Genomic DNA, 20,337 nt, shown 5'->3' with positions numbered 1-20,337 from the left:
CCAAGGGGAAGGAGTACGTCCTGGGCGGGAAGCCTGGAAAGCAATCGATTCGCTTCCGGCGCGACTACCAGCGATATCGGGATACGAATGAGTCTCTCCGTCCAGTCGGCCTGGCACTCCAGGCTGGGCCTATTGCCTGGCCAAAAGCGGCTGAACGACATTTGTCGGCCTTGACTTCGACTCATAGTGCTTTCGTTGAAGGCTCTACGATCGAAGCGACGTCCCTCGATGGATCGAATCAGCCAGGCCCTGGCGGGAACCGCACCACTGCGCCGCGTGCGGGCATTTCGTCGGTCCGCGGCCCCGCTGCCGCACCGGGATCGCCCCATGCGTCGCGGCCCGCACGTGCCGGATCGGCGTAGATGCCACGAAGCTCGAAGGCGTCGAAATGGAAGGGCCGGCCTTCGCTGGCATGTTCCTCGGCGCCGTCGGTGATGGCGAAGTGCAGTTGCGGAGCCGACGCGCTGCCGCTGAAGCCGACTTCGGCGATCTTCATGCCACGCGCGACGCGCTGGCCTTCGACGATGGTGATGCTGCCCGGACGCAGATGCGCATAGTGGGCGAAACGGCCGTCCCCGAGGTCGAGCACCACGGTGTTGCCGCTGCCTTCGCGGCGCGCACGGTCCCGGTCCAGACGTTCGTCGAGGCGACGACGTTCGGCGATGCCGTCCTGCAGTTTCACCACCGTACCTTCGGCGACGGCCAGGACATCTTCGCCATGACCATAGGCGTCGCTCGCCAGTTCGCCGTCGTCCGGCTGTCGCCTGCCATCGGCATCCAGTTTCACCCAGTCGACGGCGTAGCGTCCCGGCGTGCGCAGGCGTCCATCCAGCGCATAGCCGACCCGTCGGTGGCCGCGCATCCAGCGGGTGTCGCTGACCGCGGCCCAGGGCCCGCCATGCAGCGGCGGTGAAAGCGGTGCGCCGATGTCGGTCTCGACCCCGGCAGGCCCGCCTTCGATCACCTGTTCCTGCAAGGTACCGGTCGCATCCGCGCCAACGAAGGCGATCCGATGGACGAGGGCAGCGGGCACGATGCCGCCGCCGATCCCGATGTCGATGAAGGCGACGCCGTGCCGGCCGGGTTCGATCGGCGCACCGGCTTTCACGTCGCGCTGCTGGCCGGACCGGTCGATCCGCGTCTCGAGCGCCTCGCCCTGATAGCTGGCGAGGACATCGTCGCCGGCCAGCACCTCGATCCGGACCGGATCCAGCGCATGAGCTGCGTAATTGGTCAGGCGCAGTTCGTAGCCCAGCACGGTGCGACCTTCGATCCGGACCGCTGTCGGCGGCTCCGGGACGAGCAGGTCGAAGCTGTTCCCGGGCCCGGCAACGGCCGCGCCCGCCAGCAGCAAGCCCGGCAGCAGCAACGCTGCCGGGCTTGCCGCGTTCCAGCAGGCGGGGACGCTCACGCCGCTTTCGCCCCCGGCGTCCTGGCTTTCTCCTCTCCGATCCAGCGATCGACGCGCTTTTCCAGGAGTTCCAGCGGCATCGCGCCGCCGCCGAGCACCGCGTCGTGGAAACCGCGGATGTCGAATGCCTCGCCCAGTTCGGCCTCGGCCTTCCTGCGCAGTTCCTGGATCCGGATCATGCCGATCTTGTAGGCGGTGGCCTGGCCGGGATTGATCAGGTAGCGCCGCACTTCGGACCGGATCGCGGCGTCGGGCACGGAGCTGTTGGCGCGGAAGTAGTCGATCGCCTGCTGCTCGGTCCAGCCCTTGGCATGCAGACCGGTGTCCACCACCAGGCGGATCGCGCGCCACATCTCCGACATCAGCCGGCCGTACTCGGAGTACGGATCCTGGTAGGTGTCGGGCATCTCCTTGGCCAGCCACTCCGAGTACAGCCCCCAGCCCTCCGAATAGGCGGTGCTGCCGTACTGGGTGCGGAACTTCGGAATGCTGGTCAGCTCCTGCGCGATCGAGATCTGCATGTGGTGGCCGGGCAGGCCCTCGTGATAGGCGATGACCTCCAGCTCGGTCTTCGGCATCGAGTTCATGTCCGACAGGTGCGCGTAGTAGATGCCCGGGCGCGACCCGTCCGGGGTGCCGGGGAAATAGTGCTGGGCGGCGCCGTCCTGTTCGCGGAAGGGTTCCACGCGCTTGACCACCAGGTCGGCCTTGGGCAGCAGGCCGAAGTACTTCGGCAGGTGCTGCTTGATGTTGTCGATGTCGGCGGTGGCCTGGTCGATGTAGGCCTGGCGGCCGGCGTCGGTGTTCGGGAACAACCGGCTGGGGTCGTTCTGCACGTGCTGGAAGAATGCCTGCAGATCTCCCTCGAAGCCGATCCGGGCCTGCAACGCTTCGAGTTCGCCGCGCAGGCGCGCCACCTCGGACAGGCCGAGCTGGTGGATCTCGTCGGCGGCCATCGCGGTGGTGGTGTTCTGCCTGAGCCGGTGTTCGTAGAACGCCTTGCCGTTGGGGTGGGTGGCGCCCACGCCGGTGGCATTGTCGGCGGCCTTGGGCAGCTCCTCCTCGGCGAAGGCGATGACCCGCTCGTAGGCCGGCTTGAGCGACTCGAGCAGGGCCTGGCGCGCCTGCGCCTTCAGTTCGTCGGCGCGCTCGGCGGTGACCTTGCCGTCCTTGACCAGCGCGTCGGCCTTGGCCTGGGCATCGGCCCACAGCGCGCTATCCGGACCGTCGGTGAACGGCGCGCCGCCGATGACCTTGCGCGACTGGTCGATCACGCCTTCGTAGGCGAACTTCGGTGGGCGGATGCCCTGCGCGGTGGCGGCGCGGCCGCGCTCGAGCAACTGGTCGAAGGCCGTCGCGCTCTTCTGCAGGCGCGAGACGTAGGCGAGGTAGTCGTTCTCGTCGTCGACCTTGTGGAAGTTGATCATGAACATCGGGAGGATGTTCTGCGCTCCGTTCATCTGGTCGAACGGATAGCCGTCGATGAGGAACGGCAGGCCGTCGCGGGCGTCCTCGTATTGGCGCTTCCACAGATCCCAGGACAACTGCGTTTCCGGGTCGAGCTTCGCGTAGTCGAACTTCGACTCCATCTCCCTGACCGAGGCTTCCAGCCAGGTCACCTGTTTGCGGGCGCCTTCTTCGGACAGGTCGTCGATCTGGTCGTTGAGCTCCTTGCGGCCGAGGAAGGTCAGCTGGATCGGACTGAACTTCAACTGTTCCTCGTACTGGACGTCGAACCATTCGTTGAGGCGGCGCGACTCGTCCTGGATCTGTTCGGCGGTGGGCGCCGGCGCTTCGGCCGTGGCAGTGCCGCCGGGTTGCGGGTTGCAGGCCGCGAGGCCCAACGCCAGCGCGAGGGCGAGGGTGGAGCGGGGAGACATGAAGCGCATAGCGGAGACTCCGGCATCGATGATGATCCATTCTGGGTGGTGGAGCCCCCGTCTGCCCCCTGTGAATGGTCATGCCCGGAGCGCGCCGGCTCCCGATCGGTCGCATCCCTGAACTTGCCCGCGCCGCCGACCGGACTGGCCGGTCCGGGCTCAGGGACGCATGCGCCTCGCGTGCAGCCATTCGTAGGCCGGGCGGCAGGCATCGGCCACCTTCCGTGCCGCACCGTCGAGATGGATGTCGCGTGGCCGGGCAGGCGCGAAGCCGGTCGACTTCCAGACCGCGTCGTACCAGTACGGCGCCCATATGCCGTCGCTGTCGCGCGGCCCGGCCGGCCACCTCAGCATGCGCGGACTGAATTCGATCCCGAGCAGGTCACACAGGACACGCAGGTGGGCCTCGGGGTCGCGCAGGAAATCGCCGGCGTCGATCACCGGTGGCGGCGCGCCGGCCGCAGCCAGTTCGTCGTACAGCTCCGCCTGTTGCAGCAGGCCGATGTCCTCCTGCGCGACCTCGGCGCGCGAACGGATGTAGGAGGCGACGACCTCGTCCGGATCGCGGATCAGGAACACGTTATGCAGTTGCCGGATCCAGCCGCGGTCCATTCCCGCCAGCAGGTGATGGTTCATGTGCTTCTGGTACCAGACAGGCGCGTCGCCGGGTGCCGGGCCGGTCAGGGCCGTCGCGACCCGGCGCCAGTCGGTCTCTCCATCCGCGATCACCTCGTCGCGGCCGGGATGGTCGAGACCGGTCGCGGCGAGGTAGGCCGCATACAGCGGCTCGTCGCTGACCACGCAGTCGGGACGGTTTTCCCAGGACCGCATCATCGCGGTGGAGATGTTGCGCGGGCCGCTCCACATCGCGATCCGCAGCGCGCTCATGCCAGCCGCTCGCCGGCGCGGAACGTGATGTCGCGGGCGACCAGCGCCTTGTAGAGCTGCTGCAGCCGGGCGACCATCGGCCCGGGCGCGCCGTCGCCGATCAGGCGTCCGTCGATCTGCCGCACCGGGACCACCCCGGCGAAGGTGCCGGTGACGAAGGCCTCGTCGGCGCCGTAGACCTCGGTCAGGCTGAAGTTCTTCTCGAACGCCGGGATGTCCGCCTCGTGGCAGGCCCGCAGCACGTTGGCGCGGGTGATCCCGCCCAGGCAGTAATCGCCGGTCGAGGTCCAGACCTCGCCCCTGCGGACGATGAAGAAGTGGGTGGAGTTGCAGGTCGCGACGAAGCCGTGCGGGTCCAGCATCAGTCCCTCGTCGGCGCCGGCCGCGGTCGCCTGGATGCAGGCGGTGATGCAGTTGAGCTTGCTGTGGCTGTTGAGCTTGGGGTCCTGCACGTCCGGGTAGCCGCGCCGCACGTGCACGGTGAACAGGTTCAACCCGGTCGCCAGGATTTCGGGCTTGGCGGTCTTGTGCTCGGCGATGATCACCACGGTGGCCGGGCCGACCGTGACCCGCGGGTCCTGGTAGGGCGTGCGCTTGACGCCGCGGGTCACCATCAGCCGGATGTGGACGCCGTCGCGCATGTCGTTGGCGGCTAGGGTCTCGTAGATCGCCCGGGTCAGCTGGGTGCGGTCGAGGCCGATATCCATGGCGATCGCACGGGCGCCTTCGTACAGGCGATCGAGATGGGCATCGAGGAAGGCCGGATGCCCATCGACCACCCGCAGCCCCTCCCAGACGCCGTCGCCGAGCACGAATCCGCTGTCGAATACCGACACCGTCGCCTCCGCGCGCGGCTTGAGCTCGCCGTTGATCCAGATCCGGATGCCGGCATTGCGCGGGTCGTCGTGAAAGTCGTGGATGCTGTTGGACACGGCGGGTTCTCCGGGCGGCCTAGCGGGCGGCGCCATCCTCGACGGCCCGCCACACCCGCAGCAGGTTCCCGCCCAGCAGCTTGCGGATGTCGGCGTCCGAATAGCCACGCGCCTGCAGGCCGGCGACCAGGTTCGGGTAGTCGGCGACCGACTTCAGCCCGACCGGCAGGTTGCCGCTGACCCCGTCGAAGTCCGAACCGATGCCGAGATGGTCGATGCCGACCAGTTCCATGCCATGGTCGATCTGGTCGAGCACGGCGTCGATCGGCACCGTCCGCGGGGGATGGGTGGCTTCCCATTCCGCATCGAACTCCTCCTCGCTGCGGATCGGCTCGCCTGCGGCGGCGAGCTCGGCGTTGCGGCGGACGAAGACATCATGCGCGCTGAAGTAGTCCTGCAGGTCCCGTGCCGAGGCCGGATCGACGAAGCCGTTGCCGAACGCGATCTGGATCACTCCGCCCCCTTCGGCGACCCGGCGGGCCAGCGCATCGCTGATGTTGCGTTCGAAGCCCGGAGTGAAGTGGCGGAACGCCGAGTGCGTCGCCACCACCGGCACCGTGCTCAGCGCGATCGCATCGGCCACGGCCTGGTCGGACAGATGCGAGACGTCGACCATGATCCCGAGCCGGTTCATCTCGGTGACGGCGCGCTTGCCGAGCGGGCTCAGGCCGTTCCATTGCTTCTCGCGCTGGTACGAGGAGTCGCCCATCGCGTTGTTGGCGCTGTGGACGAGGGTGATGTAGCGGACGCCGCGGTCGAAGAAGAACCGCAGGTTGTCGAGGTCCTCGCCGATCGGCGCGCCGTTCTCCATCCCCAGCGGCAGCATTACCTTGCCGGTCCCGTGCAGGCGTTCGACGTCGGCGGGCGAGCGCAGCAGCGCGAACTTGTCCGGATGCCGCTGCACCAGCGCCTCGACCGCGTCGATCATCCGGTTGGCGACCTCCCAGGCGCTGTCGTCCCTGTCCTGGTCCGGCGAGGTGTAGATCGACATGAAGGCGACGTCCAGCCCGCCGCTGCGCGCGCGCGGGTAGTCGAACTCGCGGTCCGGGGCGGTCGTGTCGAGATCGGCCCAGTGGGACAGCAGCTGGCCGGGGGCATCGATGTGGGTGTCGACGAGGATCGCCTCGCGGGTCAGCGAGACGGCGGCATCGCCTGCCGCATGGACGGCCAGCGGGGCGGTCGCCGCCGCTCCCAGCAGCATCGACAGTGGAATGGCGAACCCAAAGCGCATGACGACTCCCCGGCAGGTTGTGTGGAATGAACGGTTGATCCGGTCCCGCAGCGGCTGGCGCGGCGGTGCGACCGGCCTACTGTACCGGCGCCACCGGGCGCCTGCAGGCGGGGCGGACCGGTCAGCGGCGGCCACCCCGGTATCCCGTTGGCGGGAGGGCCGGATTCGTTGACTTCCAGCCGGCCGGACACTAACTTGGCGCCTCTGCTTCCGGAATCGAGGTGGCCCGCGGCAAACCGCCGGCCGAGCGTGCGACATGAGGACTACCATCGCCCCCCGCTGACCCGCCCGAGGCTCCGCATCCGCAGGCGCCCTTGGGGCGCTTTTTTGTTGCTCTGCCGGATGTCGCCCATCAGACGCAGCCTTCCAGAGCCCCGTATTGAAGGATGATTGCAGGAGCGGCGTACGCCGCGATCGGGCCTTCCCATGAAAGCTTCATCGCGGCCCATGCGGCTCCTGCAGCCACACGTACTCCAGAAAGTCTCGACATGATCACGATCACGCTTCCCGACGGCAGCCGCCGCGAGTTCGACAACCCCGTTTCGGTGATGGACGTCGCCCAGTCCATCGGCCCGGGCCTGGCCAAGGCCACCATCGCCGGCGCGGTCGACGGCCGCCTGGTCGACGCCAGCGACATCATCGACCACGACGCCAGCCTGCGCATCATCACCGCCAAGGACGAGGAGGGCGTCGAGATCATCCGCCATTCCTGCGCCCACCTGGTCGGCCACGCGGTCAAGCAGCTGTACCCGCACGCCAAGATGGTGATCGGCCCGGTCATCGACGAGGGCTTCTATTACGACATCTGGTCCGAGCGGCCGTTCACCCCGGACGACATGGCCGCGATCGAGCAACGCATGAAGGAGCTGATCGACCAGGACTACGACGTGGTCAAGAAGATGACGCCGCGCGAGGAGGTCATCAAGGTGTTCTCCGAGCGCGGCGAGGACTACAAGCTGCGCCTGGTCGAGGACATGCCCGACGAGAAGGCGATGGGCCTGTACTACCACCAGGAATACGTCGACATGTGTCGCGGCCCGCACGTGCCGAACACGCGTTTCCTGAAGGTGTTCAAGCTCACCCGCATCTCCGGCGCCTACTGGCGCGGCGACTCCAGGAACGAGCAGCTGCAGCGCATCTACGGCACCGCCTGGGCCGACAAGAAGCAGCTCAACGCCTACATCCAGCGGATCGAGGAAGCCGAGAAGCGCGACCACCGCCGCATCGCCAGGCAGCAGGACCTGTTCCACCTGCAGGAAGAGGCCCCGGGGCTGATCTTCTGGCACCCGAAGGGCTGGTCGATCTGGCAGACGGTCGAGCAGTACATGCGCCGGGTCTACCGCGACAGCGGCTACCAGGAGGTGCGTTGCCCGCAGATCCTCGACGTGTCGCTGTGGCAGAAGTCCGGCCACTGGGACAACTACAAGGAGAACATGTTCTTCACCGAGTCTGAGAAGCGCACCTACGCGCTCAAGCCGATGAACTGCCCGGGCCACGTGCAGGTGTTCAACCACGGCCTGCACAGCTACCGCGACCTGCCGATCCGCTACGGCGAGTTCGGTGCCTGCCATCGCAACGAGCCCTCCGGCGCGCTGCACGGCATCCTGCGCGTGCGCGGCTTCACCCAGGACGACGGCCACGTGTTCTGCACCGAGGGGCAGATCGAATCCGAGGTCACCGCCTTCCATGCCCAGGCGATGAAGGTCTACGCCGACTTCGGCTTCGACGACATCCAGGTCAAGCTGGCGCTGCGTCCGGAGCCGCGGCTCGGCGACGACGCCACCTGGGACAAGGCCGAGGAAGCCCTGCGCGCGGCCCTGCGCGCGGCCGGGGTCGAATGGACCGAGCTGCCGGGCGAGGGCGCGTTCTACGGCCCGAAGATCGAATACCACCTGCGCGACGCGATCGGACGGACCTGGCAGCTGGGCACGATGCAGGTCGATTTCATGATGCCGGGCCGCCTCGGCGCCGAGTACGTCGACGAGCACAGCCAGCGCCGTCACCCGGTCATGCTGCACCGCGCGATCGTCGGTTCGATGGAGCGTTTCATCGGCATTCTGATCGAGCACCACGCCGGCCAGCTGCCGACCTGGCTGGCGCCGGTGCAGGCGGTTGTGATGAATATCACCGACGCCCAGGCCGATTACGTGGAGGAGGTCCGGAAATCCCTTTCAAATCAAGGATTCCGGGTCCAGTCCGATTTGCGGAACGAAAAGATCGGCTATAAGATTCGCGAGCACACGCTGCAGCGCGTGCCATACCAGCTGGTGGTCGGAGACCGGGAGCGGGACAATGGCATGGTCGCCGTGCGGACACGAGGGGGGGAGGACCTCGGGACCATGACCGTCGCCGGGTTTGCCTCGCGTTTGCGTGGAGAGCAGGTCGGCGGGGCCCCGATGGATCCTTCCGCCCGCTGACGCGCAGCGTACTGCAGACTGGACCGGCCCCCTGAATCCGAAGCGATGGGGCCGGCACGACCCTCATTGGAGATTGCACAATCAGTACCCCGGACAAACCGAATCGCAGAAATCACGAGATCCGTGTTCCGCGCGTCCGCGTGATCGGAAGCGACGGCGAGATGATCGGCGTGCTTTCGCGCGACGAAGCCCTGAACATGGCCGAGGAAGAAGGCCTGGACCTCGTCGAGATCCAGCCCAATGCCGATCCGCCGGTCTGCAAGATCATGGACTTCGGCAAGTACCGGTTCGAGCAGCAGAAGAAGGCTGCCGAGGCCAAGAAGCGCCAGAAGCAGGTCGAGATCAAGGAGGTCAAGTTCCGTCCGGTCACGGACGAGGGCGACTACCAGATCAAGCTGCGCAAGATGCGCGAGTTCCTCGAGGAAGGCGACAAGATCAAGGTCAACATCCGCTTCCGTGGTCGCGAGATGAGCCACCAGGAGCTCGGCCGCGAGATGGCGGCCCGGATCGAGGCCGACCTGGGCGAGGACATCGTGATCGAATCGCGCCCGCGCCTGGAAGGCCGGCAGATGGTGATGATGATCGCGCCCAAGAAGAAGTAGGTCCCGGCTCCGCGCGCGCCGCGTGCGGAAGCCCCCATGGCCCGGGGGGGCGATCCGGGGTCCTGTGACAAGGAAGGCGCCCTCGGGCGCCTTCCACGCTTCCGCCGCCGGCCGTCCTCCTGACCGACCCTGCGCACTCTGTAGGAGTAGGTGGCGCAAGCCTTGATGGAGCTTCTCCCTGGCTCCTCGTGGCTTGGCCCTTGGTCGCTTCCGCGGCCGAGCGGACGCCCCCGGTCGCAACCGCCGCTAACCGGATGATTTGCAAGAAAAACCCGGGAGCTGCATAATGTGCGCCCCGGTTCGCCGGGTTTGTGTTTTTGAAGTGCCCAGGACCTGTCGAGGATCCTTTCTGGATCAACGACTTACAAGCCGGCTGGGGCAGGATGGAAAGTCCGCTTCTGGCGATGCGACGAAGTCGTGTAGCCAGCGTACGCGGCGCCCAGGCCAGTGATCCAATATCCGAAAGGACATCCCAATGCCCAAGATCAAGACCCACCGGGGTGCGGCCAAGCGTTTCCGCAAGACCGCTTCCGGCAAGTACAAGGCTGGCCACGCCAACCGTAGCCACATCCTCACCAAGAAGGCGACCAAGCGGAAGCGCAACCTGCGGCAGACGAACCACGTTCGTGCCGAGGACGCGGGCCGTCTGGACCGCATGCTGCCGTATCTCTGAGGAGGACTGAACCATGGCACGAGTCAAGCGTGGCGTCACCGCACGTCGCCGTCACAAGAAGATCCTCAAGCAGGCCAAGGGCTACTACCACGCCCGCCGCAAGGTGTTCCGCGTCGCCAAGCAGGCCGTCACCAAGGCCCTGCAGTACGCCTACATCGGCCGCAAGCAGAAGAAGCGCAACTTCCGCTCGCTGTGGATCACCCGCATCAACGCCGCGGCCCGCATCAACGGCCTGAGCTACAGCCGCTTCATGAACGGCCTGAACAAGGCCGGCATCACCCTCGATCGCAAGGTGCTGGCGGACATCGCCGTGCACGATGCGGCGGGTTTTGCCGCGCTGGCCGAGAAGGCGAAGGGCGCGCTCGCAGCGTAATTGTCGACGGCCGTCACCGCGCCAGGCGCGGACGGCCGGCTGGACAATGCAGTACACGCATGGGGAAGGGCGCAAGTCCTTCCCCATGTTTCGTTCTGGGCGCCCGGAAGCATTCGCATCGCATCGCGGATGCCAGGCGTGCGATCGGCAGGCAGTCGGAAGACGGCCTGCCGGCGGGACCGGGGAGGCAGCGTCGACGGAGCGGGCGCGCAGGTGCCTGCTCCGGCGAGAGCGGGGCAGGACGTTTTCCGGCGCGCTGGCGCGAGTGCGCAGGCGTGCATCGACCTGCCGGGGAGACAGGCCGCGGTCCGTCGCGGCTCCAAATCAAGGGCATACGCAAGGTTCGGCAGCAATGAGCGAAATCCAAGCACTGACGCAACAGGCCCTGGCCGATATCGACGCCGCGGCGACGCCGGACGCGATCGAAGCGCTGCGCGTGGCGCTGCTGGGCAAGAGCGGCACGATCACCGGCCGGCTCAAGCAGCTCGGTGCGCTTCCGCCGGAGCAGCGCAAGGCCGCCGGCGAGGCGATCAACCAGGCGCGCGACACGGTGAGCACCGCGCTGGCTGCGCGCAAGACCGCGTTGGCCGACGCCGCACTCGACGCACGCCTGGCCACCGAGACCGTGGACGTGACCCTGCCGGGCGTGGACGCCGAACGCGGCGGCCTGCATCCGATCAGTCGTACGCTGGAGCGGATGGCCGACATATTCGGACGGCTGGGCTTCGAGCTGACCGAAGGTCCGGAGATCGAGGACGACTGGCACAACTTCGAGGCGTTGAACTTCCCGCCGCACCATCCGGCGCGGGCGATGCACGATACCTTCTACATCGCCGATGAGGGTGGCGAAGGGCGGCGTCTGCTGCGTACCCACACCTCGGGCATGCAGGTGCGCTACATGCTGCAGGCCGTCGCCGACGGGAGCGGGCCGCCGTTGCGGATGATCTCGCTGGGCAAGGTCTACCGCAGCGACAGCGATCAAACCCATACGCCGATGTTCCACCAGTGCGAAGGCCTGCTGATCGACGGGCACGCCAGCCTGGCCGACCTCAAGGGCACGCTGGTCGAGTTCGTGCGCGCGTTCTTCGAGCGCGACTTCGAGATGCGCTTCCGCCCGAGCTATTTCCCGTTCACCGAGCCTTCGGCCGAGCTGGACATCGCCTGGCAGCAGCCGGACGGTTCGACCCGCTGGCTGGAGGTGCTCGGCTGCGGCATGGTCCACCCGAACGTGCTGCGCAACGTCGGCATCGACCCGGAAAAGTACACCGGCTACGCCTTCGGCATGGGCGTCGAGCGGCTGACGATGCTGCGCTACGGTGTCGACGACCTGCGCGCTTTCTTCGAGAACGACGTGCGTTTTCTCAGGCAATTCGCCTGAGGGCAGGGGGTTGAGGACCGCGGGCTCGAAAAGCACCGGAACCTTCCCCACGCTCCCAGGCCCTCAGCACTAGGCCCTGATCGACATGAAATTCAGTGAGAACTGGCTTCGCCATCACGTCCCGACCACCGCCAGCCGCGACGAGCTCGTCGCGACCCTGACCGCGATCGGCCTCGAAGTCGAGGAGGTCACACCACTGGGCGGGTCGCTGGACGGGGTGGTGGTCGCGCAGATCCTCTCCGCGAACAAGCACCCGGAAGCGGACCGCCTGCAGGTCTGCGAGGTCGATACCGGCAACGGCACGGTACAGATCGTCTGCGGTGCGCCGAACGCGCGCGCCGGCCTGAAGGCCCCGTTGGCGACCGTGGGCACCGTGTTGCCCGGCGATCTGAAGATCAAGCCGGCCAAGCTGCGCGGCGTGGAATCGTCCGGCATGCTGTGCTCGGCCAGGGAACTGGCCTGCGACAGCGACAGTTCGGGGCTGCTGGAGCTGCCCGACGATGCGCCGGTCGGCGCGTCCATCGCCGACTATCTCGGCCTGCCCGACGCGACGATCGAGTTGAAGCTGACCCCGAACCGCGCCGACTGCTTCAGCGTGCGGGGCATTGCCTACGATGTCGCCGCCGCACTGGCCAGCGACGTCCGCCCGCTCGCTGCCGAGGCGGTGCCTGCCGCCAGCGATGTCGCCCCCGAGGTCGTGCTCGAGGCCGGCGCCAGGGTGCCGCGCTTCGTCGGACGTGCGATCGACGGCATCGATGCCCGCGCGAAGACCCCGTTGTGGATGGCCGATCGCCTGCGCCGCAGCGGCATCCGCCCGATCAGCTTCCTGGTCGACGTGACCCAGTACGTGATGCTGGAGCTGGGCCAGCCGATGCACGCCTTCGACCGCGACACGCTGGAGGCGCCGCTGGTCGTGCGCCCGGCTCGCGACGGCGAATCGCTGGCGCTGCTCGACGGCCGCAACGTGACCCTGGACGGGGATTTCCTGGTGGTGGCCGACAGCCGCGGCGGTCGCGGCGCGCGCGCGGTGGCGCTGGGCGGGATCATGGGCGGCCTCGACACCCGGGTCACCGATGCGACCGTCAACGTCTTCCTGGAAGCCGCGCACTGGATCCCGTCGGCGATCATCGGTCGCAGTCGCAGGCTCGGCCTGCACACCGATGCCGGCCACCGTTTCGAGCGCGGCGTCGATCCGGAGCTGCCGCGGATCGCGGTGGAATACGCGACCCGGCTGATCCTGGACGTCGCCGGCGGTACGCCGGGTCCGGTGATCGAAAGCGTGCGCGAAGCCGACCTGGTGCGTCCGCAGCCGGTCGTGCTGCGCCGCGAGCGTCTGGCCCGCGTGCTCGGCATCCGCGTGCCCGACGCCGAGGTCGAGCGCATCCTGCGCGCGCTGGGACTGGACGTGGAGCGCATGGGGGCCGGCGACGGCAACGAGGGCTGGCGCGTGCAGCCGCCGGCGCGCCGCTTCGACATCGCGATCGAGGAAGACCTGATCGAGGAGGTCGCCCGCATCCATGGCTACGACGCGATCCCGGCCACGCTGCCGGTCGGTGCGTCGCGCGTGGCCGCTCCCGGCGAAGGCAGGGCTGACAACGCCAGCCTGCGCCGGCAGCTGGCCTCGCGAGGTTATCTGGAGGCGGTCAACTACGCCTTCGTCGATGCCGCCCTGCTTGAGACCTGGGGCGTCGCCGAAGGTGGCGTGCCGCTGGCGAATCCGCTCAGCGCCGAGCTCGGGGTGATGCGGACCCGCCTGCTGCCGGGGCTTGTTGCCGCGCTCGGCCGCAACGCGGCCCGCCAGCAGGGTCGGGTGCGCCTGTTCGAGTTCGGCAATATTTTCCGGGGGCGGGGTCCGGGCGAAGCCCCGGCGGAGACGCTGCACATCGCCGCCGCCGTCTGCGGCCCGGCGCATGCCGAGCAATGGGCGCAGCCGGAGCGGCCGGTCGGCTTCCACGATCTGAAGGGCGACCTGCAGAGCCTGGCCGCGCTGGCGGGCGCCGAACTCGAGTTCCGGCCGTCGCGACCGGCGTGGGCCCACCCGGGGCGCTCGGCGGACGTCGTGCGTGTTGATCGGAGCGCCGACGGCCAGACGATCGGCTGGATCGGCCAGTTGCATCCGCGTCTGCAGCAGGCGCTGGAGCTGGACGTCGACGTGGTCGCGTTCGAGCTGGTGCTGGAGCCGTTGGCTGAACGGGGGATTCCGAAAGCCCGGCCGTTGTCCAAGTACCCGTCCGTCCGCCGGGATCTCGCGTTCGTCGTCGCCGAGTCGGTCACCTGGGGCGAACTGGCGGCCAGCGTCCGTGCGGTCGCCGGCCCGTCCCTGCGTGATCTGGTGCTGTTCGACCGCTATCAGGGCAAGGGGGTTGAATCAGGTTTCAAGAGTCTCGCTATGGGCTTGATTCTGCAGGATGAATCGCGCACTCTGACCGACCGGGACGTGGACGCCGTGGTGGCCGATGTAACCGCTGCCCTGCAACGCGATCATGGCGCGGCAGTGCGAGGGTGAGCGCGGGTATGAGCGCTGGTTGAGGTAGGGGGTGAGATGGCACTGACCAAGGCTGAGATGGCCGAGCGACTGTTCGACGAGGTCGGCCTGAACAAACGCGAAGCGAAGGAGTTCGTGGATGCGTTCTTCGACGCGCTGCGCGAGTCCCTGGAACAGGGACGCCAGGTGAAGCTGTCGGGCTTCGGCAACTTCGACCTGCGCCGCAAGAACCAGCGGCCGGGCCGGAATCCGAAGACCGGCGAGGAAATTCCCATTTCCGCCCGCACGGTGGTGACCTTCCGCCCGGGCCAGAAGCTCAAGGAGCGTGTGGAGGCCTATGCTGGACCCGGGCAGTAACCGCGAGCTGCCGCCGATCCCGGCGAAACGCTACTTCACCATCGGTGAGGTCAGCGAGCTGTGCGACGTCAAGCCGCACGTGCTGCGTTACTGGGAGACCGAGTTCCCGAGCCTCAACCCGGTCAAGCGTCGCGGCAACCGCCGCTACTACCAGCGCCACGAGGTGCTGATGGTGCGCCAGATCCGCGCGCTGCTGTACGAACAGGGCTACACCATCGGCGGTGCGCGCCAGCGGCTGGAGGGCGACGCCGCCAAGGAGGAGTCCGTGCTCAGCGCGCAGATCATCAAGCAGGTGCGGATGGAGCTGGAAGAAATCCTGCAACTGCTGCGCCGCTAGCGACGCGGGGCCTTCCCCGGCAGGAGCGGCGTACGCCGCGATTCCCGGGCGCAGCCGGGAATCCCAAAGCTTGCTGGGCGAACCCTGGGCTCCGCAGTTGCGCTTCCAGACCCCCATCCGCGCCTGCGACGCGAATCGCCCCCCCGACTCAGGGGGCTGGAGCCCATGACCCAGGCAGCGGCGTCAGCCGCGAGAGGCATCCCTGTTGAAGCCCGATCGCGGTTTACAGAGTTCCCGCCGGGATGTGCCGGGAGTGGGGCATGGTGGGATGCGCCGGCAGTGGGTATACTTGCCGCCCGCTCGACGCAGGCCGTCGCAGCGCGTCAAATTCGGGGTGTAGCGCAGCCTGGTAGCGCACCTGTCTGGGGGACAGGTGGTCGTCGGTTCGAATCCGGCCACCCCGACCAAATCCAAAGCCTCGCTGAACCGCCCTTTCACACCCGGACTTCCGGGTGTTTGCGTTTGCGGGCGGCTTTGCTGTAGTCGCTGCATGCCGCGGCCGCTGATTCGTAGCCGATGCGGCTGTCGTCGATATCCGGCAATCGCCCCCCCGACTCAGGGGCCGAGCCATAGCGTAGGAACGGCGTAAGCCGCGATAAGGAGCCTGCATGAATCTGCGTATTCCCCCGCATGCGCTGGCGGTCGTGCTGTCCGCATTTGTCGCCTCGTCGGCGCTTTCCGCCATTGCGCAGTCCGCACCGGAGGTGCCGCCGGCGCAGGACGGCACGGTGCGCGATCTCGACGCCATCGTGGTCAGCGGCGTGCTGCCCGGCCCGGGCCTGTGGAAGATCAGCCGCGATGGACACGTGATGTGGGTACTGGGCACGCTCGCGCCGCTGCCGCGCAGGATGGAGTGGGAGGCGCGCGAGGTCGAGCGCGTGATCACCGGGGCGCAGGAAGTGATGCTCGCGCCGAACGTGAACATCAAGGCCGAGGTCGGCTTCTTCCGCGGGCTGGCGCTGGCGCCACGACTGGTCGGTGCGCGCAGGAACCCGGATGGCGCCCGTCTCGAGAACATCGTGCCCGCGACCGACTATGCGCGCTGGCAGGCGCTGAAGGCCCGCTATATCGGCCGGGATCGCGGGATCGAGTCGTGGCGGCCGATGTTCGCGGCGATGAAGCTGTACGAGGAGGCGGTCGAGGACACGGGATTGCGGATCGACGACGGCATTTCCGGCCGGGTCGAGGAACTGGCCGCCGAACACGCGGTGACGCTGAGCAAGCCCGGCGTCGAGGTCGTGATCGAGGATCCGAAGCAGGCGATCAGCGAATTCAAGCAGGGGCGCATCGACGACCTGGCCTGCTTCAGCCGGACCCTCGACCGGCTCGAGACCGATCTGGCGTTCATGCGCGACCGCGCCAATGCCTGGGCGGTCGGCGACATCGAGGGCCTGCGCGCGCTGCCTTACACCGATCAGTTCGAGGCCTGCCGCGACGCCGCAAGCAACATCCAGGCCCTGCGCGACCGCGCCGGCGATCTGCCGCTGCAGGTGCATGCGCAATGGCTGGCCGAGGCCGAGCGCGCTCTGTCGAACAACCCGGTCACCCTGGCCCTGCTGCCGATGCGCGAGCTGCTGTCGGACGACGGCCTGGCGGCCGCGATGCGGGCGCGCGGTTATACGGTCGAGGCGCCGGGTGAATATCCCGATCCAGCCGACGGAGAAAGCCCTGCATCGGCCGCAACGGCGGTCGGGGGCGCCGCCGACTGAGCTGCTGGCGCGGCATCCTGGGCCGTGCGCATCCGCACCAGCAGGCCATGCAGCATTTCGGTCGACAGGCCGTGCAGGGTCAGGCGGAAGCCGGCGCGCAGGGTCGACATCGGTACCAGCGGATGGCGGTTGTTCAACAGCACCAGGTGGTCGCGTGCGTCGAGGATGGTCGCGGCGTACAGGCCGATGGTCTCGTCGAGCTGCAGCGAGTTGGTCGCGCGCCAGAAGTCGCTGTCGCTCAGCAGCAACTGGTAGATCGGCGTGAACAGCTCGATCGAGCTCTGCAGGTCGAGGAAGTTGCGCCACCGCCGCGGCATGTCCTCCAGCCGCAGCGGCGGCTGTCCGATCATCGACAGGTCCGGTCGCGGGACGTGGGCCAGCTCGCGGCCCTCGCGCCGCAGCGCGGTGTTGAGGCGGATGATGAAGTTGTAGAGGTTCAGGTCGTGGACGAGGAACATGTCCTCGCGCACGTCGCTGATCCGCTCCGGAGTCAGCGGGTTGGTCGATACCTCGACCGGCGCGTTGCGGGCGATGAAGGCCAGCACCTGCGAACCGATGTGGAAGTGGCGCAGGATCAGCCAGTTGGCTTCCGGGCGGATGAAGTTCTCCATCCCCCAGGCCAGCAGCCGGTGCAGTGCGCGCGAGAACGCCAGCTTGCGCGGGGTCAGCACCTTCAGGATCTGGATCAGCACGATCATCGTCCGCGCCAGCGGACGGATGAAGGGCAGCAGGTACTGGCGCGACGCCGAGCTGGAGTCGACCAGCCATGCGTGCTTGACCGCCTCGTCGATCGGCGTGCTGCGGTCCAGGTACATCGCCAGCCACGGGCTGGGATCGCGCGGATCGTGCGCCTGGTCGAGGAAATCGCGCGAGGCTTTCATCGTCCGTGCCTCCGGCCCGCCGGGACGTGTTCGAACTGCATAATGTATAGCTCGGCGGTGCGCCGCGCGGTGTCGATGATCGCGCGGGCACCGTCGCCGTCGTGGTCGTGCGCCAGCACGATCTCGACCGCGCGCAGCCAGCGCGCCAGGTGGTGCTCGTCGTTCTCGCCATGGTATTCGAGGAAGCGGAACGCGTCCGCGGGCAGGTCGAGCGCGGCCTTCATCAGCGGCAGCAGCGCCGGGATGATGCGCTGGCCGGTACCCTCGATGATGTAGATCGCGCCGAGCAGGCCGAGCGGATTCGGAGTCGCCGCCAGCGCATGCAGGTAGCTGTTCAATGCCTCGCCGCCGGGGTTGCGGCGCAGCGCGTCGATGTCGCCGACCTCGCCGCCGGCGCGACGGTAATCGTCGAACAGGATCATGTAGTCGTCCTGCTCGTCGCCGGCGTGGGTCTCGATCAGCGACCGCAGCCCTTCGTAGGGCGCCTGCACCGAGGCCGCGCCCTCGCGCATCCAGCGGCTGCCCTCGCGGACCTGCGGGATCCAGTCGCGCATCCACGCCAGGTAGTCGGCGCGGGCGAAACGGCCTTCGCGCAACGCCCGGATCATCGGCGTGCGCCAGACCCGCGAGCGGTAGCCGTGCCAGATCGTCGCCAGCTCGCCGAGCAGGTGGCGCAGCGCGGCCGGCGCGTCGGCGGGATCGTGCGGCGGTGCGACCGTGTGTTCGTCGGCCATGGCCGCGACCGTCGCGACCGGTGCCGATGCCGCGGTGTCTACCGTCGCGTCGGCGGCCTCGACCTCGATCATCACGAAGGCGACGGTGAAGCGGCCGGACTCGGGGATGAAGCACAGGATCCGCTCGCCGGGACGCGGCGTTTGTGTCCGCAGGAACTCGTCGAGCATCACGAAGATCGACGCCGCGCCGGTGTTGCCGCGCGTGACCAGGTTGCTGTACCAGCGTTCGCGCGGGATCGACAGACCGGCCTTGAGCATCAGCTCGTCGACCACGGGGGCGAACCGCTCGGACGAGTAGTGGCAGAGGAAGTGATCGACCTGCGCCGGATCGATCCAGCCGCCGTGGCAGAGCTTCGCGTACTCGTGCACGCCGACGTCGAACAGGTGAGGCAGCAGGCGGATGTCCTGGCGCAGGAACAGCGCGCCGTCGGCTTCGGCCTCGCGCCACGCCGGATAATCCAGGTGCGAACGGGTGCGATCCGGAGTCAGCCCCAGTTGCATGCAGACCGGGTAGTCGCCGGCGAACGAGCGCTGGTGGATGAAGCGCAGGCGCAGGCGGATGCCGTCTCGATGCCCGGGCGCGGAGGTCAGCTGCAGCGCGCCGGCGCCGTCGGACAGCATCCAGCGCAGGAAATGCGCATCGAAGTCGGCGTCGTAGTCGCGGGCCGCGTAGCGCGAGCGCTTGAACAGCCGCGACGGCATCTCGGCGGCGGCGACCAGCGCATGCCTGTGTGCGCCCAGCTCGACGGCGGCGGCGGCGCTTTCCCAGGCACCGACGCCGGAAGCGCAGATGCCATGGCTGCTGAACACCTGCATCGGCGGTGCCGCCAGCTCGCCATGCACCATGCTCGCGAAGCCGGGCATCAGTGCGTCGCCGCCCGAGCTGCCGCAGGCCAGCACGCCGATTTCCTGCAGCGGCGTGCCGGTGATGGCCAGGCAGTCGCCGATCGCCGCGGCCGCCATCGCCGCGCAGCCGTGCACGGTACGGCCCTCGGTGTCGATCGCGTAATGGCGGCTGCGGATCCCGTTCTCGGCGAGAATGCGCCGCTTGATCCGGCCGGAAAGCTTGTTCAGTGGCGCGACGTAGGTGTCCATCGCCTCGTTGTCGATCGCCGGGCCGGGCAGGAAGCGACCGCTGCCGTGAATCCAGGTGCGGTTGAAGACGGTGGGCATCAACGGTCCTTGTGTGCGTCGCTTTCGCGCACGGGTGGTGAATCCTGGTCCTGCGGCGCCTGCCGGCCGCGGCCGTGACGGGCGATCGCCGCATCGGCGGCATCCAGCGGCAGGACGCTGCCGAACATGCGATCGAAGACCTCCAGCAGGAAGCCGTAGTTCCCCTGGTAGCAGGCGTGGTGCAGGTGATGACGCCGGCTGGCGCCGAGCCAGCCGCGCGCGGGCGCATTGCGGCTGGCCTCGTAGTTGCCGTGGCCGAGGTTGTTCAGCGCGATGCTGAGCACGGTCAGCGCCAGCAGGGAGGCGAAGCCGAAGTCGTGCGCCAGCATCGGCAGCAGCGGCACGCTGCCGAGCAGGGCCGCCTCGACCGGGTGGAAGGCATAGGTCGACCAGGGCGTCGGCACGTGCGAGCGGTGGTGCTCGGCGTGGAAACGACGCAGTGGCCGCGTGTGCAGCAGCCGGTGACAGAGATAGAAGTGCAGCTCGTTCCACAGGAACAATGCGCCGATCTCGATTGCGACCTGCGACCACGGCGGATCCGCGGCCAGCCGCGCCCAGCCATGCCGCAGCAGCAGCCAGGGGATCAGCGCGCCGATGCCGAACACCAGGATCGAGAGCGACGAGGCGCGCAGTTCGCGCCGCAATTGCGCCGACGTTACCGGCCTGGGATCGAGGCGGCGACCGATGCCGAGGCCGGGCAGCACGTGTTCGGTCAGCAGCCAGGCGACGGCGCCCGTGAGCAGGTACAGGGCGGCGAACCAGGCCGTGGCCGCGGCCACCACCGTCCATGCGTCCCATTCGACGAAGCGCGCGCCCATTCCGGCCACCATAGCGTCCTGCCGCGTCCGCTCTCAGTACGCGCGGCGGGGTTGCCGC

17 protein-coding genes and 1 tRNA gene are annotated in these 20,337 nt (G+C 68.2%); 10 read left to right on the top strand and 8 right to left on the bottom strand.

Annotation, left to right across the window (positions count from 1 at the left end; translation table 11 throughout):
* Positions 1-238: 238 nt before the first annotated feature.
* From L3V18_RS19355 to L3V18_RS13470, 5 genes are all read right to left on the bottom strand, one after another.
* Positions 239-1,411: a M23 family metallopeptidase gene (locus L3V18_RS19355; protein WP_237055698.1), complete on the bottom strand. Its 1,173-nt coding sequence runs from the start codon at positions 1,409-1,411 to the stop codon at positions 239-241.
* Positions 1,408-3,291 (bottom strand): DUF885 domain-containing protein, encoded by a 1,884-nt coding sequence (locus L3V18_RS13485; RefSeq protein ID WP_237055696.1) that lies wholly within the window; start codon positions 3,289-3,291, stop codon positions 1,408-1,410. The genes L3V18_RS19355 and L3V18_RS13485 overlap by 4 nt, the downstream gene beginning before the upstream one ends.
* 159 nt (positions 3,292-3,450) lie before the next feature.
* Positions 3,451-4,179, bottom strand: a complete 729-nt coding sequence (locus L3V18_RS13480) for a sulfotransferase-like domain-containing protein (RefSeq protein ID WP_237055694.1) — start codon at positions 4,177-4,179, stop codon at positions 3,451-3,453.
* A complete protein-coding gene (locus tag L3V18_RS13475; RefSeq protein WP_237055692.1) occupies positions 4,176-5,111 on the bottom strand; it encodes an aminotransferase class IV in 936 nt (311 codons plus the stop codon). Before L3V18_RS13475 ends, L3V18_RS13480 begins: the two co-directional genes overlap by 4 nt.
* A 19-nt stretch (positions 5,112-5,130) precedes the next feature.
* Positions 5,131-6,342 (bottom strand): dipeptidase, encoded by a 1,212-nt coding sequence (locus L3V18_RS13470; protein ID WP_237055690.1) that lies wholly within the window; start codon positions 6,340-6,342, stop codon positions 5,131-5,133.
* A gap of 488 nt (positions 6,343-6,830) precedes the next feature.
* On the opposite strand from L3V18_RS13470, the gene thrS reads away from it, so the two are divergent.
* From thrS to L3V18_RS13420, 10 genes are all read left to right on the top strand, one after another.
* On the top strand, positions 6,831-8,759 hold the full coding sequence (gene thrS, locus L3V18_RS13465) for a threonine--tRNA ligase (protein WP_237055688.1): 1,929 nt from the start codon (positions 6,831-6,833) through the stop codon (positions 8,757-8,759).
* 65 nt (positions 8,760-8,824) lie between these two features.
* Positions 8,825-9,361, top strand: coding sequence for a translation initiation factor IF-3 (gene infC / locus L3V18_RS13460; RefSeq protein ID WP_237055728.1), 537 nt, complete (start codon positions 8,825-8,827; stop codon positions 9,359-9,361).
* Between the two features lie 475 nt (positions 9,362-9,836).
* Complete coding sequence (rpmI, locus tag L3V18_RS13455; protein ID WP_024889803.1) at positions 9,837-10,034, top strand: 50S ribosomal protein L35; 198 nt, start codon at positions 9,837-9,839, stop codon at positions 10,032-10,034.
* A 13-nt stretch (positions 10,035-10,047) separates the two neighbouring features.
* Positions 10,048-10,407, top strand: coding sequence for a 50S ribosomal protein L20 (gene rplT, locus L3V18_RS13450; protein ID WP_111265865.1), 360 nt, complete (start codon positions 10,048-10,050; stop codon positions 10,405-10,407).
* Between the two features lie 352 nt (positions 10,408-10,759).
* Entirely contained in the window at positions 10,760-11,785 is a 1,026-nt protein-coding gene (gene pheS, locus L3V18_RS13445; RefSeq protein WP_237055686.1) for a phenylalanine--tRNA ligase subunit alpha, read from the top strand.
* An 85-nt stretch (positions 11,786-11,870) separates the two neighbouring features.
* A complete protein-coding gene (gene pheT, locus L3V18_RS13440) occupies positions 11,871-14,291 on the top strand; it encodes a phenylalanine--tRNA ligase subunit beta (RefSeq protein ID WP_237055685.1) in 2,421 nt (806 codons plus the stop codon).
* A gap of 36 nt (positions 14,292-14,327) precedes the next feature.
* A complete protein-coding gene (locus L3V18_RS13435) occupies positions 14,328-14,627 on the top strand; it encodes an integration host factor subunit alpha (RefSeq protein WP_237055684.1) in 300 nt (99 codons plus the stop codon).
* The gene (locus L3V18_RS13430; RefSeq protein WP_111265869.1) at positions 14,608-14,964 is read left to right on the top strand and encodes a MerR family transcriptional regulator; all 357 of its coding nucleotides are present in this window, start codon (positions 14,608-14,610) and stop codon (positions 14,962-14,964) included. Before L3V18_RS13435 ends, L3V18_RS13430 begins: the two co-directional genes overlap by 20 nt.
* Positions 14,965-15,294: 330 nt before the next feature.
* Positions 15,295-15,371, top strand: a tRNA-Pro gene (locus L3V18_RS13425).
* A 201-nt stretch (positions 15,372-15,572) separates the two neighbouring features.
* The gene (locus L3V18_RS13420) at positions 15,573-16,673 is read left to right on the top strand and encodes a TraB/GumN family protein (RefSeq protein WP_237055683.1); all 1,101 of its coding nucleotides are present in this window, start codon (positions 15,573-15,575) and stop codon (positions 16,671-16,673) included.
* On the opposite strand, the gene L3V18_RS13415 is transcribed toward L3V18_RS13420, so the two are convergent.
* Genes L3V18_RS13415 through L3V18_RS13405 form a run of 3 tightly spaced genes read right to left on the bottom strand, consistent with a single transcriptional unit; the run spans position 16,580 to position 20,279 of the window.
* A complete protein-coding gene (locus tag L3V18_RS13415; protein WP_237055682.1) occupies positions 16,580-17,554 on the bottom strand; it encodes a DUF6999 family protein in 975 nt (324 codons plus the stop codon). The genes L3V18_RS13420 and L3V18_RS13415 overlap by 94 nt on opposite strands.
* Positions 17,551-19,461: an iron-containing redox enzyme family protein gene (locus L3V18_RS13410; RefSeq protein WP_237055681.1), complete on the bottom strand. Its 1,911-nt coding sequence runs from the start codon at positions 19,459-19,461 to the stop codon at positions 17,551-17,553. The genes L3V18_RS13415 and L3V18_RS13410 overlap by 4 nt, the downstream gene beginning before the upstream one ends.
* On the bottom strand, positions 19,461-20,279 hold the full coding sequence (locus L3V18_RS13405) for a sterol desaturase family protein (protein WP_237055680.1): 819 nt from the start codon (positions 20,277-20,279) through the stop codon (positions 19,461-19,463). The genes L3V18_RS13410 and L3V18_RS13405 overlap by 1 nt, the downstream gene beginning before the upstream one ends.
* Positions 20,280-20,337: the final 58 nt, after the last annotated feature.

The organism is Marilutibacter chinensis, assembly GCF_021725675.1.
In the GTDB taxonomy this organism is placed as follows: Bacteria; Pseudomonadota; Gammaproteobacteria; order Xanthomonadales; family Xanthomonadaceae; genus Marilutibacter; species Marilutibacter chinensis.
This window is presented reverse-complemented; position numbering and strand designations above follow the sequence as displayed.

What these genes read in the sequence shown, in the direction of transcription:
- L3V18_RS13485 (WP_237055696.1), bottom strand. Translation starts at nt 3,291, where the DNA reads ATGTCTCCCCGCTCCACCCTCGCCCTCGCGCTGGCGTTGGGCCTCGCG.
- L3V18_RS13480 (WP_237055694.1), bottom strand. Translation starts at nt 4,179, where the DNA reads ATGAGCGCGCTGCGGATCGCGATGTGGAGCGGCCCGCGCAACATCTCC.
- L3V18_RS13470 (WP_237055690.1), bottom strand. Translation starts at nt 6,342, where the DNA reads ATGCGCTTTGGGTTCGCCATTCCACTGTCGATGCTGCTGGGAGCGGCG.
- thrS (WP_237055688.1), top strand. Translation starts at nt 6,831, where the DNA reads ATGATCACGATCACGCTTCCCGACGGCAGCCGCCGCGAGTTCGACAAC.
- rpmI (WP_024889803.1), top strand. Translation starts at nt 9,837, where the DNA reads ATGCCCAAGATCAAGACCCACCGGGGTGCGGCCAAGCGTTTCCGCAAG.
- rplT (WP_111265865.1), top strand. Translation starts at nt 10,048, where the DNA reads ATGGCACGAGTCAAGCGTGGCGTCACCGCACGTCGCCGTCACAAGAAG.
- pheS (WP_237055686.1), top strand. Translation starts at nt 10,760, where the DNA reads ATGAGCGAAATCCAAGCACTGACGCAACAGGCCCTGGCCGATATCGAC.
- pheT (WP_237055685.1), top strand. Translation starts at nt 11,871, where the DNA reads ATGAAATTCAGTGAGAACTGGCTTCGCCATCACGTCCCGACCACCGCC.
- L3V18_RS13435 (WP_237055684.1), top strand. Translation starts at nt 14,328, where the DNA reads ATGGCACTGACCAAGGCTGAGATGGCCGAGCGACTGTTCGACGAGGTC.
- L3V18_RS13430 (WP_111265869.1), top strand. Translation starts at nt 14,608, where the DNA reads ATGCTGGACCCGGGCAGTAACCGCGAGCTGCCGCCGATCCCGGCGAAA.
- L3V18_RS13420 (WP_237055683.1), top strand. Translation starts at nt 15,573, where the DNA reads ATGAATCTGCGTATTCCCCCGCATGCGCTGGCGGTCGTGCTGTCCGCA.
- L3V18_RS13415 (WP_237055682.1), bottom strand. Translation starts at nt 17,554, where the DNA reads ATGAAAGCCTCGCGCGATTTCCTCGACCAGGCGCACGATCCGCGCGAT.
- L3V18_RS13410 (WP_237055681.1), bottom strand. Translation starts at nt 19,461, where the DNA reads ATGCCCACCGTCTTCAACCGCACCTGGATTCACGGCAGCGGTCGCTTC.
- L3V18_RS13405 (WP_237055680.1), bottom strand. Translation starts at nt 20,279, where the DNA reads ATGGGCGCGCGCTTCGTCGAATGGGACGCATGGACGGTGGTGGCCGCG.